At 74.3% G+C, this 12,249-nt stretch carries 11 protein-coding genes; 1 reads left to right on the top strand and 10 read right to left on the bottom strand.

Features of this window, described 5'->3' with window-relative positions:
- Positions 1-141: 141 nt before the first annotated feature.
- The 5 genes from ACFWI8_RS27210 to ACFWI8_RS27230 all read right to left on the bottom strand — a co-directional run bounded on the left by ACFWI8_RS27210 (position 142) and on the right by ACFWI8_RS27230 (position 4,703).
- Positions 142-1,809: an alpha/beta hydrolase gene (locus ACFWI8_RS27210; RefSeq protein WP_387096614.1), complete on the bottom strand. Its 1,668-nt coding sequence runs from the start codon at positions 1,807-1,809 to the stop codon at positions 142-144.
- Positions 1,809-3,359 (bottom strand): alpha/beta hydrolase, encoded by a 1,551-nt coding sequence (locus ACFWI8_RS27215; RefSeq protein ID WP_387096617.1) that lies wholly within the window; start codon positions 3,357-3,359, stop codon positions 1,809-1,811. Before ACFWI8_RS27215 ends, ACFWI8_RS27210 begins: the two co-directional genes overlap by 1 nt.
- Positions 3,360-3,389: 30 nt before the next feature.
- Complete coding sequence (locus tag ACFWI8_RS27220) at positions 3,390-3,626, bottom strand: hypothetical protein (RefSeq protein ID WP_387096620.1); 237 nt, start codon at positions 3,624-3,626, stop codon at positions 3,390-3,392.
- Between the two features lie 17 nt (positions 3,627-3,643).
- The gene (locus ACFWI8_RS27225) at positions 3,644-3,958 is read right to left on the bottom strand and encodes a hypothetical protein (protein ID WP_387096623.1); all 315 of its coding nucleotides are present in this window, start codon (positions 3,956-3,958) and stop codon (positions 3,644-3,646) included.
- A gap of 79 nt (positions 3,959-4,037) precedes the next feature.
- Positions 4,038-4,703: an O-methyltransferase gene (locus ACFWI8_RS27230; RefSeq protein ID WP_387096626.1), complete on the bottom strand. Its 666-nt coding sequence runs from the start codon at positions 4,701-4,703 to the stop codon at positions 4,038-4,040.
- 27 nt (positions 4,704-4,730) lie between these two features.
- On the opposite strand from ACFWI8_RS27230, the gene ACFWI8_RS27235 reads away from it, so the two are divergent.
- A complete protein-coding gene (locus ACFWI8_RS27235) occupies positions 4,731-5,435 on the top strand; it encodes an SDR family oxidoreductase (RefSeq protein WP_387096629.1) in 705 nt (234 codons plus the stop codon).
- 7 nt (positions 5,436-5,442) lie between these two features.
- On the opposite strand, the gene ACFWI8_RS27240 is transcribed toward ACFWI8_RS27235, so the two are convergent.
- From ACFWI8_RS27240 to ACFWI8_RS27260, 5 genes are all read right to left on the bottom strand, one after another.
- On the bottom strand, positions 5,443-7,053 hold the full coding sequence (locus ACFWI8_RS27240) for an alpha/beta hydrolase (protein WP_387096632.1): 1,611 nt from the start codon (positions 7,051-7,053) through the stop codon (positions 5,443-5,445).
- Between the two features lie 129 nt (positions 7,054-7,182).
- Positions 7,183-7,965: an ABC transporter permease gene (locus ACFWI8_RS27245; RefSeq protein ID WP_387096635.1), complete on the bottom strand. Its 783-nt coding sequence runs from the start codon at positions 7,963-7,965 to the stop codon at positions 7,183-7,185.
- A gap of 37 nt (positions 7,966-8,002) precedes the next feature.
- Entirely contained in the window at positions 8,003-8,788 is a 786-nt protein-coding gene (modA, locus tag ACFWI8_RS27250) for a molybdate ABC transporter substrate-binding protein (RefSeq protein ID WP_387096638.1), read from the bottom strand.
- An 8-nt stretch (positions 8,789-8,796) separates the two neighbouring features.
- Positions 8,797-9,201 (bottom strand): molybdopterin-binding protein, encoded by a 405-nt coding sequence (locus ACFWI8_RS27255; protein WP_387096642.1) that lies wholly within the window; start codon positions 9,199-9,201, stop codon positions 8,797-8,799.
- 87 nt (positions 9,202-9,288) lie between these two features.
- The gene (locus tag ACFWI8_RS27260) at positions 9,289-12,156 is read right to left on the bottom strand and encodes a flippase-like domain-containing protein (RefSeq protein WP_387096660.1); all 2,868 of its coding nucleotides are present in this window, start codon (positions 12,154-12,156) and stop codon (positions 9,289-9,291) included.
- Positions 12,157-12,249 lie beyond the last annotated feature (93 nt).

Genomic DNA, 12,249 nt, shown 5'->3' on the forward strand with positions numbered 1-12,249 from the left:
GCGGAGCGCGGCGCGCCGTCCGGCGGCGTGGCCGCCGGCCACCGCGCGGAGCGCGAAGAGGGCGGGTGGGTGGGGACCGATCCCCGCGCGGAGCGCGCGGCGCACCGGGCCGACAGGCCCGCCGTTCACCGCGCGGCAGCGCTATTCGCAGCGGAGCCCGTCCCCCGGCGTCTCGCCCCGCAGCAGGTGGCCGTTGACCGCGTCCGCCACGCACGCGTTGTCCGGCGTGTACGCCCCGTGGCCCTCGCCGTCGTTCGTCAGCAGCGGCGCCACCTCGGGGCCGCCGATCGCCGCCTGCATCCGGGCCGCGCCCTCGTACGGCGTCGCCGGGTCACCGGTCGTGGCGACCAGCAGCAGCGGCGCCGCCGCGTCCGGCGCGCTGAACTCCTCCGGCTCGGCGGCCTCCTCGAACGGCCACCCCAGGCAGCCGCTCAGCCCCCACAGCATCCACTCGCCGAAGACCGGCGACGCCGTCTCGAACTCCTCGCGGTGCCGCACGACGTCGTCCAGCGCCATCGTGGACGGGTCGTCGGCGCAGCGGATCGCGTTCAGCGCCGGCATCAGGTTGCTGTAACGGCCCTCGCTGTCGCGGCCGTTGTAGAAGTCGGCGAGCAGCAGCAGGGTGTCGCCCGAGCCGGCGTTCAGCGCCTCGTCGAGGGCCATCGTCAGGTACTCCCAGCTCTCCTCCGAGTACAGCGCGGAGGCGATGCCCGTCATGCCGAGGCCCGAGGTGAGCATCCGGCCGTCCGGGTCGGCGGTCGGGAGCGGCTCGGTGGCCAGGTCGTCGAGCAGCGTCTCGATCGTCGCCACGCCCGTCTCCACGTCGCCGCCGGTCGGGCAGCCGGCGTCGGTCGCGCAGTCCTCCAGGTAGTGCTCGAGCGCGAGTTGGAAGCCCTCGGCGTCGAGCAGCGACTGCGCCACCGGGTCCGGGTTGGGGTCGACGACGGCGTCCAGCACGGTGCGGCCGACGTTCTCGGGGAAGAGGTGCGCGTAGACGGCGCCGAGCTCGGTCCCGTACGAGATGCCGAAGTAGTTGAGCCGCTCGTCGCCGAGCGCGTGCCGCAGCAGGTCCAGGTCGCGGGCGGTGTTGTTCGTGGTGACGTAGGGCAGCAGGTCGCCGGAGTTGGCCTGGCAGGCGGCCGCGTACTCCTCGCTGTCGGCGACGAACTCCGCCTCGTCCTCCGCCGTCCGCGGTGGACCGGCGTCCTCCTGGTCGCCCTCGTCGATCTCCTCGTCCGAGAGGCAGACCACCGGCGCGCTCTCGCCGACCCCGCGCGGGTCGAAGCTGACCAGGTCGAAGCCGCCGGCCCGTAGGTCCTCGTACTCGTCGACGAGCAGCGGCAGGGAGCCGACGCCCGAGCCGCCCGGGCCGCCGAAGTTGAAGACCAGCGAGCCGAGCCGGTCCTCCTCGGGCGCCGAGCTGACGACGCGGATCAGCGCCATGTCGATGGTCTCGCCCTCGGGGTCCGCGTAGTCGAGCGGCACGGTGAGGGTGCCGCACTGCCAGGGCGTGCGGTCGGAGAGCTGGAAGGGGCGCGGGCCCTCGCCCTGGAGCGGGGTGGGCGCCTCACACTGGGACCACTGGACGCGCTGCTGGGCGAGGGCGTCCGGCAGCCCGGGGTAGGAGTCGGCGACCGGCACGGACTCCGTGCCGACGCCTTCGCCGTCTTCCGTGCCCTGGCCTGCGTCGTCGCCGGTGCCGACGGCGAGGTCGCGGGTGGCGCAGGAGGTCGCCAGCAGGCCGGCGGTCAGCGCGGCCGCGAGGGCGGCCCGGAGACGCCGGGAACGAAAGTGTGAAGGTATGTTCATTATGGGCAGACGGTACCGTCAGGGGGTGTCGTCCCGGCGAGCAGGTAGGCGTTGACGGTGCCCACGACGCACGCGTCGCCGCTCTGGTAGCCGCCGTGCCCCTCACCCTCGTATGTCAGCAGCACCCCGACGTCCTCGCCCAGCGCCTCGCGCATCCGCCGCGCGCCGACGTACGGCGTCGCCGGGTCGCCGACCGTGCCGACCAGCAGGATCGGCCCCGCGCCGGGCGCCGACACCTCCGGCTGGTCCCGCTCGCCGGCCACCGGCCAGTACGCGCAGTCCAGCAGGGACCAGACCAGGTGGGGACCGAAGACGGGCGACGCCTCGACGAACGCCGGCTCGTGCGCGCGGACGTCGGCCACGTCGGGGCGGGAGGCGAAGTCGGCGCAGTTGACGGCGGTGTTGGCGGCGTGCAGGTTGCGGTAACGGCCCTCGGCGTCACGCCCGTTGTACCGCTCGGCGGCGGCCAGCAGCAGCTCCCCGCGGCCGTACTCGCGTGCCTGCCGCACCCCCTCCGTGAGCGTCGGCCACGAGAGCTCGGAGTACAGCGCCCCGAGCACCGCCGTGACGGCCAGCCCCTGCGTCAGCCGCCGCCCGCTGTCGGTCGGCAGCGGCCGCTCCGCCAACTCCTCGAACAACTCCGCCAGCCCGTCCTCGGTCGGGCAACCGTCCCTCGGGACGCAGGCGTCCAGATAGCGGTCGAGCGCCAGTTGGAAGCCCTGGGTCTGCAGCAGCGCCCGCCGCACGACGTCCCTGGTCGGGTCCACGACGGCGTCCAGCACGGTGCGGCCGACGTGCTCGGGGAAGAGGTGGGCGTGGACGGCGCCGAGCTTCGTCCCGTACGAGATGCCGAAGTAGTTGAGCCGCTCGTCACCGAGCGCCCGCCGCAACAGGTCGAGATCGCGGGCCGCGTCGACCGTGGTGAGGTGCGGCAGCAGCGGCCCGGCCGCCGCCTCGCAGGCGCGGGCGTGGTCATAGGCCCGCGACAGGTACGCCAGCTCCTCCGCCTCGCCCACCGGCGGCCCGTCGTTCCGCTGCGCCGCCGCGTCGATCTCGGCGTCCGACCGGCAGACCACGCCCTCGCTGGCGCCGACCCCACGCGGATCGAAGCTCACCAGGTCGTACCGCTCGTTCAGCTCCGCGTACCGCTCCCCGGAGCGCGGCAACGCCGCCACACCGGATCCCCCGGGGCCGCCGAAGTTGAACACCAGCGACCCCAGCCGCTCCCCACCGGTCGCCGGCTTCCTGATCACGGCGACGCCGATCGTCTCCCCGTTCCCCGGCGCCTCGTGGTCCAGCGGCACGGTGAGCGTCGCGCACTGCCACTCGGCCCCCGGCGCGTCCCCGCTCCCCTGGAGCGGAGTGGGCGCCGGACAGCCGCCCCACTCGAGCCGCTGCTCCGCGAACCGCTCCGGCAACGGCGGGACCACGCCTGCCTGTTCCGACGGCTCGACGGCCGGCCGCGCCGCCACGCCCCCGCCGCTGCACGCCCCCACCCCGAGCCAGACGGCGACGGCCAGCGCCACCGCACGTGTGTTCCCCCCACGCATGCCGTCAGGGTATCCGGCCGGGCCGGCAGGTCAGGGGTGGCCTATCAGCCACACCAGCCGGACCTCGACGCGGTCGGAGAAGACGCGGTAGCCGATGGAGACGCCGGCGGGGGTGAGGACGAGGCGGCGGAGGGCGGTGGGGCCGGCGCCTTCGAAGAGTTCGCCGATGGTGAGGGGGCGGGTGGCGAGCGGGCCGCGGACCGCGTCGTTGACGGCGCGGCGGCGGGCGGGGGTGAGGGAGGCCATGCCGCGGCGTGCGTCGGCCATGACCTCGACCTTGTAGGTCACCGGCGCCTGGCTTCGCGGCCGTCGGGGGTGTAGTCGGCCATCAGCTCGTCCCAGCTGATGGTGTCGGCCGTCTCGTCCTCGCTGGCCTGGCCCGCCTGCTGGTGGTCGGGGTGGACGCGGGTGAGCCAGGCGATGCGGTAGGCGGCGATCACGCCGGGGATCTCGTCGAAGCGGGCGGCTTCCAGGCGGGCGGTGAAGGTGAGGAGCTCCTGTGGCCAGGGGGCCAGGGCGGCCTTCAGCTCGGCGACGGTCTGCGGGCCCTCGTCGTCCTCGATCCGGTAGGGGGATCGTGTCGGCACATGTGCGCTCACCCGGACAACGGTAGGCCCTCGGACCGGTGTTGGGGGTCGGTTCGGCGGGTGATGTCCGGCACGGCCCTGTCGGTGGCGGTCAGGGGCCGGTCACCAGGGCGAGGGTGATGCCGTCGTGGCCCTTGGCGCCGACGGTCTGGAGGGTGGTGGCCGTCAGGTGCGGGTGGGCGGCGACGAGTTCGGTGAGGCGGCGGGTGGCCTGGATGGTGGGGTCGGGGTTGTCGGCCTCCAGGACGCGGCCGGCGCGGACCACGTTGTCGAAGACGATGATCGAGCCGGGGCGGGTGTAACGGACGGCCCAGTCGAGGTAGTTGGGGTTGTTCGGCTTGTCGGCGTCGACGAAGACCAGGTCGAAGGGGGCCAGCGAGGCCAGTTCGGGGAGGCTGTCGAGGGCCGGGCCGACGCGGAGGTCGACGCGGTCGGTGAGGCCGGCGCGTTCGAGGTTGGCGCGGGCGACGTCGGCGTGGTGCGGGTCGGCCTCCAGGGTGACCAGGCGGCCGTCGGCGGGGAGGGCGCGGGCGAGCCAGATGGTGCTGTAGCCGCCGAGGGTGCCGATCTCCAGGATCGTGCGCGCGCCGTGGATCCGGGCCAGGAGGTGCAGGAACTTGCCCTGGTTGGGGGCTACGTTGATGTGCGGGAGGCCGGCCGCCTCGCTGTCGGCGAGGGCGCCGTCGAGGGCGGGATCGGCGGGGATGAGAAGGTCGTTGAAGTAGTCGTCGACCTGGGACCAGAGCGGCTGCGTCATGTGCCGAGAGTAGGAGAAGAGGCAGCGATGGGTGAGGACGCGGGGCCGGTGACGCTCGTCACGGGTGGGGCGAGCGGGATAGGAGCGGCGGTGGTGGCGCTGCTGCTGGAGCGCGGGCACCGGGTCGCGGCGACGGGGCGGAGCGCGGAGCGGTTGAGTCGGCTGGCCCGAGGGGCCGACGCGGGCGACCGGTTGGTGACGTTACCGGGGGACGCGACCGACCACGAGGCGGTGGCGGAGGCGGTGCGGATGACGGAGCACGCGTTCGGGCGGCTCGACCACGTGGTGGCCAACGCCGGGTTCGCCACGCACGACACGGTGGCGGACGGGGACCCGCAGGCGTGGCGGGGGATGGTGCTGACCAACGTGTTGGGGCCGGCGTTGCTGGTGAACGCCGCGTTGCCGGCGTTGCGGCGCAGCCGGGGGCGGATCGTGCTGGTGGGGAGCGTCGCGGGGTTCAAGAACGTGGCGGGGAGCCTCTACAGCGCGACCAAGGCGGCGGTGGCGGCGCTGGCCGAGAACACCAGGATGCTGGTCACGCGGGACGGCGTCGGGGTCACGCTGGTCGCGCCGGGGCGGGTGGACACGCCGGGGTGGGGGAACGGCGGTCCTGGTCCCGGCCCGTTGCTGGCGCCCGAGGCGGTCGCGGAGTGCGTGGCCTGGGTGTTGGCGCAGCCGGCCGGGACGGACGTCAACGAGGTCGTGGTGCGGCCGGTGGGGCAGAAGGTGTGAGGGGGCGTCAGTCCTTGCAGCGCTTGCCGTCATCGGGGACCGTGCCATTGAGCAGGTAGTCGTTGGCGGTGTCCTGCACGCACTTGTTGCCGCTGTTGTAGGCGCCGTGGCCCTCGCCCTCGTAGACGAGTTCGACGCCGACGTCGTCGCCCAGCGCGTCCTTCATGTGCGCGGTGCCCTGGAAGGGGGTGGCGGGGTCGCCCGTGGTGCCGATCAGCAGGATCTTCGGGGCGCCGTCGGCTCGGACGTTGGGGTGCTCGCGCTGTCCCTCGACGGGCCAGTAGGTGCAGCTGAGCAGGCCCCAGGCCATCTGCGGCCCGAAGACGGGGGAGGCGTCCTCGAACTGGCCGAGTTTGTCGCGGACGTCGTCGACGGTGTAGCGCTCGCTGGAGTCGGCGCAGCTGATGGCGGTCAGGGAGGACTGGAGGGTGCTGTAACTGCCGTCCGGGTTGCGGCCGTTCATCGAGTCGCCGAGGGCGAGCAGCACGGTGCCGTCCGGGTTGTCCTCGGTCATGGCGTCGTCGAGGCCCTGGGTGAGGTACGGCCAGAAGCTCTGCGAGTAGAGGGACTGGGCGACGCCGCTCCAGGCCAGCGACTGGGTGAGCTTGCGCTTGTCCGGGTCGCGGGTGTCGAGCGGGTGGTCGCGCAGGCTGTCGAGGAAGTCCTGGAGCTTGCGTTCGCCCTCGTCGGGGTCGGTGCCGAGCGGGCAGTTGTCGCTCTGGGTGCAGTTGTCGAGGTAGTTGCCGAGGGCGAGTTGGAAGCCCTCGGTCTGGCCGAGCGCGCCCTGCTCGGTGTTGCCGGTCGGGTCGACGACGGCGTCGAACAGCGCCCGGCCGACGCGGCGCGGGAACAGGTGGGCGTAGACGCCGCCGAGTTCGGTGCCGTAGGAGATGCCGAAGTAGTGCAGCTTGTCGTCGCCGAGCACCTTGCGCATCAGGTCCATGTCGCGGGCCGTGTTGGTGGTGGTGAGGTGCGGCAGCAGATCGCCGAAGCGGTCCTCGCAGCCGCGGTCGAACTCCTTGAGCCGGTCGGTGAACTCGCGTCGCTCGCTGGCGTTCCGCGGGTCCGCGTCGGCCGCGAAGTAGTCGTCGAGCTGCTGGTCGTCCAGGCACTGGACGCCCTCGCTGTTGCCGACGCCGCGCGGGTCGAAACTCACCAGGTCGTAGCGGCTGTTGAGCTTGTTGTAGTCGGAGCCGAAGGCGGGCAGGGTGGCGACGCCCGAGCCGCCGGGGCCGCCGAAGTTGAAGATGAGGGAGCCGATCCGCTGGTCGCCCTCGGCCTTGGTGCGGGCGCGGATCATGGCGATCTCGATGGTGTCGCCGTTCGGGTCGCTGTAGTCGAGCGGGGCCGTCATCCGCGCGCACTCCCAGTCCTCGCCGTCGGGCAGGGGGGAGGGGCTGGCGCTGCCGCCGCCCTCGGCGCTGTCGGGCGCCGGGCAGGCCGACCAGTCGAGTCGCTGTCCGGTGAAGCGCTCCGGCAGGTCGTCGGTGTCGGTGGCGTCCTGGCGGGCGGCCGGTCGCGGCCGGGCGGTGTCGCCGTCGGCCGTCGCGCAGCCCGGGACGGTGAGCAGGGTGGTCGCGGCCAGTACGGTCGGCGTGAGCAGCCTGGCTCGGGTCATGGCGGTGGCTCCCATCGGTCGCTGCGACTCGCCCATCGTGTGCGGGTGCGGGAGCCCCCCGCACTCCGGGCCGTGGCAAGTGGGTGACGGGGCGGCGCGCCACGCGGCCGCCGGCGCGGGCCGGGCGGTTCAGCGGGAGGGGCGGAACCAGCGGCCGCGGAGGGCGAAGAGGACGGCGGCGGCGACCGCGACCAGGAGCAGGGAGACGGCGGTGGCGCCGGTCGGGTCGTCCTGGAGCAGCAGGTAGACCTTGAGCGGGAGCGTCTGCGTGGTGCCCGGCAGGTTGCCGGCGAAGGTGATGGTGGCGCCGAACTCGCCGAGCGCCCGCGCCCAGCACAGCGCCGCGCCGGCCGCCAGCGAGGGGGCGAGCATCGGCAGGGTGACGAGGCGCAGGGTCCGCAGCGGGCCGGCGCCCATCGTCGCGGCGGCCTCCTCGTAGTGCGGTTCGAGGCCGGCCAGGGCGCCCTCCAGGCTGATCACCAGGAAGGGCATGGCGACGAAGGTGGCGGCGACGACGGCGCCTGCGGTGGAGAACGGCAGCACGACGCCCACCGACTCCAGGGCGCCGCCGAGCAGGCCCCGCCGGCCGAGGCCCTGGAAGAGCGCCACGCCGGCGACCGTCGGCGGCAGCACCATCGGCAGCAGCACCAGGCAGCGGACGGCGGTGCGGCCGGGGAAGTCGACGCGGGCCAGCAGCCAGGCGAGCGGCACCCCGAACAGCAGGGAGAACAGCAGCGCCCAGCCCGAGACGACCAGGGAGAGCCGCAGTGCCTCGGTGACGGCCGGCTCGGTGAGCCGGCCGACCAGGTCCGACCAGGGGGCGTCGGCGAGGACGCCGAGCAGCGGGACGGCGAGGAAGGCCACCGCCAGCAGCGCCGGCAGGACCAGGGTGAGCGGGGGGCGGCGCGTCATCGGGCCGCCGCCCGGGTGCGCACGGCCGGGGTGGTCGTCACGGGGCCTGGAAGCCGGCGTCCCCGAGCAGCGCCCGCGCCTCGTCCGAGCCCAGCCACTCGACGAACTCGGCGGCCTCCGCCGGGTGTTCCGCGTCGGCGAGGGCGGCGGCCGGGTACTCGGCCGTGACGTTCCGGTCCTCGGGGATGGCCACGGTGGCGACGTCGTCGCCGGCCGAGGTGGCGTCGGTGACGTAGACCAGGCCGGCGTCCGCCTCGCCGAGACGCACCTTGCCGAGGACGGCGCGGACGTTGGCCTCCTCCGAGTCGGGCGCGGCGTCGATGCCCTGGGCGTCGAGGATCTGGCGGCCGTAGCGCCCCGCCGGCACCTCGGGCGCGGCCAGCACCAGGCGCAGCCCGGGGTCGGCGAGGTCGTCGAGGGAGTCCACGCCGGCCGGGTTGTCGGGCGGGGTGACGATGGTGAGCGCGTTGCGGGCGATGACGACGGGCTCGGCCGCCGTCAGGTCGGCGACGCCGTCCATCGTGGCGGTGTCGGCGGTGACCAGCGCGTCGGCGGGGGCACCCTGCTCCACCTGGGCGACCAGCTCCTGGGAGCCGGCGAAGGAGAACTCCAGGGTCACCTCCGGGTGTTCCTCCGCGTAGAGCTCCTGGGCGGCGGTGAACACGTCGGTGAGGGAGGCGGCGGCCAGCACGGTGAGGGTGACCTCCTCGTCGCCACCGCCGTTCGCGTCGTCGGCGCCGGACCCGCCGCAGGCGGTCGCCACGGTGAGCAGCGCGGCGGTGGCGGCGGTCAGGGCGAGCAGGGGGCGGCGGACGGGACGCACGGGCGGCCTCACAGGGTGTCGATGTGGACGTTGGTGGCCTTGACGCGGGCCACGGCCTCCACGCCGACGGCCAGGCCCAGCTCCTCGACGGCCTCCCTGGTGACCAGCGAGACCAGCCGGTGCGGGCCCGCCTGGATCTCCACCTGGGCCGCGACGTCCCCGAGCGTGACGGCGGTGACGATGCCGGGGAACGCGTTCCGCACCGAGGTGCGCGGCTCGTCCTCCTCGGCGTCGTCCTGACCCGAGTCCTGGGAGAGGGCGACGGCGAACGCCGCGAGGTCGGCGCCCTCGATCAGCCGCCGCCCCGCGTCGTCCCTGCGGGTGGGCAGCCGCCCGGAGTCGGTCCAGCGGCGCACCGTGTCGGGGCTGACGCCGAGCAGCCGGGCGGCCCGGCCGATGGTGTAGGAACGCATGTGCGGGAGATTAGGCGGGCATGGCTCGCATCCGCAAGGTGATCCCGCGCTCCGGGCTCGCGATCGCGAGCGGGGCGTGCGCGCCCGTCAGATCGAGCCCTTCCTGGTGAGGTGGGTGAACGCGAGCCAGCCGGGCAGCACCGGCAGCCAGAACGTCATCAGCCGGAACAGCAGCACCGCGCCGAGCGCCGCGTCCTGCGGCACCCGGAACGTGGCGAGGCTGGCGACCAGCGCGAACTCGACGGCCCCGAGGCCGCCTGGGGTCGGCGCCGCCGAGCCGAGCGCGTTGCCCGCGAGGAACACCACGGCGATCGTCGGGTAGCTCAGCTCGTAGCCGAAGGCGCGCAGCGAGGCGTCGAGGCACATCACGAACGCCAGCGTCATCAGCAGCATCCCGCCGATGCCGCTGAGCAGCTTCTTCGGCTGCTGCACCACGTCGAGCATGCGCGGCACGACGCCGGCGAACAGGGTCCTGATCCGCTCGTAGAGCGCCTTCCGCAGGCTGGGGATGGCCGTCACGATCAGCACCACCACGGCCAGCGTCAGCAGCCCCGCGATGACCGTGCGGGACGGCGAGAGCGAGGGGGTGTGCTCGGTGCCGGCGAGGTAGCCGAAGGTCAGCAGCAGGGTGATGTGGCTGCCGAGCCCGAACAGTTGGGAGGCGCCGACACTGGCCACCGCGTGCCCGGGGCGCAGGCCCTGACGTTGCAGGTAGCGGGTGTTGAGCGCGACGCCGCCGATGGCGGCCGGCGCGACCAGCTTGACGAACGAGCCCGCCACCTGGGCGGTGACCGTGCGCAGGTAGCCGACCCGCTCCGGGACGAAGCCGAGCAGGCTCAGGGCGGCCGCGAAGTAGGTGACGGCCGAGAAGCCGGCCGCGATCAGCACCCAGCCCCAGTTCGCGCCCTCCCAGACCCGCTGGAACTCCGGGTTGACCACCTGGATGGTGAGGAAGTACGCGGCGAACACCGCGGCGATGATGGTGACCAGGGTGCGCGGCCTGATGCGCTCGACCCGGGCCGGCTCTATCGGCGCCTGCGGGCGGATCAGCAGCACCTGCTCGCGGATCAGCGACAGCAGGTCGGGCTCCTTGGCGTTCTCCAGCGCCTCGTCCATCACCTGCTTCTCGGCCTGCCGAGCGGCGCGCACCGCCTTGCGGTCGCCGTCCTCCGGCAGGTTGCCGCGCGCCTCGCGGTAGGCCCGGGTGGCGTCGAGCACGGCGTCGCGCTCCCGCTGCGCCCGCTCCCTCGCCAACTGGCGGAGCGTGGCGCGGGTGTTGCGGCTGAGCGCGATCGGCTGGAGCAGCGGCAGGCTGTTGGCCACCGCGTCGGGGCCGAGGACGGCCACGGCCGCCGCCACCGCGCGCTCGGCGCCGACCCGCAGCCCGAAGGTGGTCAGCAGCTGCGCGATGTCCATGCGCAGCAGCAGGTCGCTGGCGGCGATCTCGCCGCCGCGCAGGTCGGTGAGGTAGACGATGCCGGCCCGGTCGACCAGCAGCGAGCCGCCGTCGAGGCGGCGGTGCGCGATGCGGCGGGTCTGGAGGGCCGTGACCTGGCGCCAGGCCGCGCGCATCAGCTCGTCGGTGATCTCGTCGTCCGGGAGCGAGTCCAGGTGCCGGCCGCCGGTGTGCTCGTAGACCAGCATCACGGCGTCCGGGCCGAGCTCCGAGGTGGCGATCAGCTTGGGCGCGTTGGCGCCGGCGGAGATCGCGGCGTAGGCGAGCAGCGCCTCCTGCTCCAGCGCCTGGCGCAGCGACGGCAGGCTGCGGCGGGTGGTGATGCCGCGCAGCGCGAGGCGCCGCCAGGCGCGGTAGAAGAAGCCCTGGGCCTGCTGGGCGCGGTCGACGACGGTGACGTCGAGGGGCGGGCCGTTCTCCAGGGTGACGAGGTAGCGGCGGGTCGGCTCCGAGTAGTCGTGCCGGTCGTGGCGCGCCGACTCGGTCGTGTCCTCGGTGCGCAGCGCGCTGACCGGCCGGAACCCGACGTGCCGCAGGCCGGCGAGCAACTGCTGCCCGGTGGGGCGGACGTTGGGCGAGCCGACGGTGTAGAGCGTGGCGTACGCGATGGTCCAGCCGAGGAGGACGGTGACGACGATGGAGAACGGCGTGGTGTAGCCGGCGACCAGCACGGCGAACCCGTCGAGCAGCAGCACCGTCCACATCGCGAACCGCCAGCGCGGCCGGTGCATCATGCCGACGGCGGTGGCGTAGGCGATGACCGGCGCCAGATAGCCGTGCACCGGGTCGGTGATGACGCCGCCGGGGCCGTTCCTGGTCAGCGCGTCCTGCACGGAGTCCGGCGCGAGGCGGGCCACCCAGAGGCTGAAGGAGAGCGAGACGCCGTGCGCCAGCACGGCGGCCAGCACGCCGTCCGCGATGCGCAGCCCGTCGCGCTTCATCAGCCGCTCGATGGCGAAGGCGACGGGGACGACGAGGACGGCGATGGCGGAGGCGAAGCCGGCGAAGCTGATCAGCAGCGAGGGCGCCTGGGCGGCGCCCTTGTCGACGTCGCGCTCGATGCCGGCGGTGGTGCCGATGGCCCAGGTGGCGAGCGCGAGCACGGTCGCGATGCCGAGCAGCCCGAGCAGCACCCGCAGCAGGTCGGCCGGCCGGTGCACGCGCGCGGCGAGCAGCGGCTCGTCGCCGTCGATGTGCGAGTCCGCTGGCGCTTGGCCCTGGCCGTCCGAGGGCGTCTGCGCCGGGCCCTGACGGGTCGGTTCGGCCGGCGCGGACGCCTGCGGCGGGCTCTGAGCCTCCGGCTCGGCCGGCGGCTCCGCGCGGCTGGCCGCGCGCGCGGCGCGCTTGCGCGCCGGCTTGGGGCTTTCGTCGGCCGGCCGCTTTCCGCCGGCGCCGCGCGCGGCCGGCTTGCCCGCCGGCGTGCGGGACCGGCTGTTCTCCGCGCCGTCCTCGTGGTCCGTGGCGGCGCTGGGGTCGTCGGCCCCGGCTTCGTCTCCGATGGCCCGGCCCGTCGCGGACCGCGCGCGCCGCGGCGGCTCACCCTCCGCCGCGCTGCCGGCGCTTGCGCGCCCCGCGCGCGGGCCACCACGGGC

The sequence above is a fragment of the Streptomyces sp. NPDC127098 genome (genome assembly GCF_042722465.1).
Lineage (GTDB): Bacteria > Actinomycetota > Actinomycetes > Streptomycetales > Streptomycetaceae > Streptomyces > Streptomyces millisiae.

Excerpts from the sequence above, each read along its gene's own strand:
- ACFWI8_RS27210 (WP_387096614.1), bottom strand. The coding sequence starts at position 1,809 with ATGAACATACCTTCACACTTTCGTTCCCGGCGTCTCCGGGCCGCCCTC.
- ACFWI8_RS27255 (WP_387096642.1), bottom strand. The coding sequence starts at position 9,201 with ATGCGTTCCTACACCATCGGCCGGGCCGCCCGGCTGCTCGGCGTCAGC.
- ACFWI8_RS27215 (WP_387096617.1), bottom strand. The coding sequence starts at position 3,359 with ATGCGTGGGGGGAACACACGTGCGGTGGCGCTGGCCGTCGCCGTCTGG.
- ACFWI8_RS27240 (WP_387096632.1), bottom strand. The coding sequence starts at position 7,053 with ATGACCCGAGCCAGGCTGCTCACGCCGACCGTACTGGCCGCGACCACC.
- ACFWI8_RS27245 (WP_387096635.1), bottom strand. The coding sequence starts at position 7,965 with ATGACGCGCCGCCCCCCGCTCACCCTGGTCCTGCCGGCGCTGCTGGCG.
- ACFWI8_RS27230 (WP_387096626.1), bottom strand. The coding sequence starts at position 4,703 with ATGACGCAGCCGCTCTGGTCCCAGGTCGACGACTACTTCAACGACCTT.
- ACFWI8_RS27220 (WP_387096620.1), bottom strand. The coding sequence starts at position 3,626 with ATGGCCGACGCACGCCGCGGCATGGCCTCCCTCACCCCCGCCCGCCGC.
- ACFWI8_RS27235 (WP_387096629.1), top strand. The coding sequence starts at position 4,731 with ATGGGTGAGGACGCGGGGCCGGTGACGCTCGTCACGGGTGGGGCGAGC.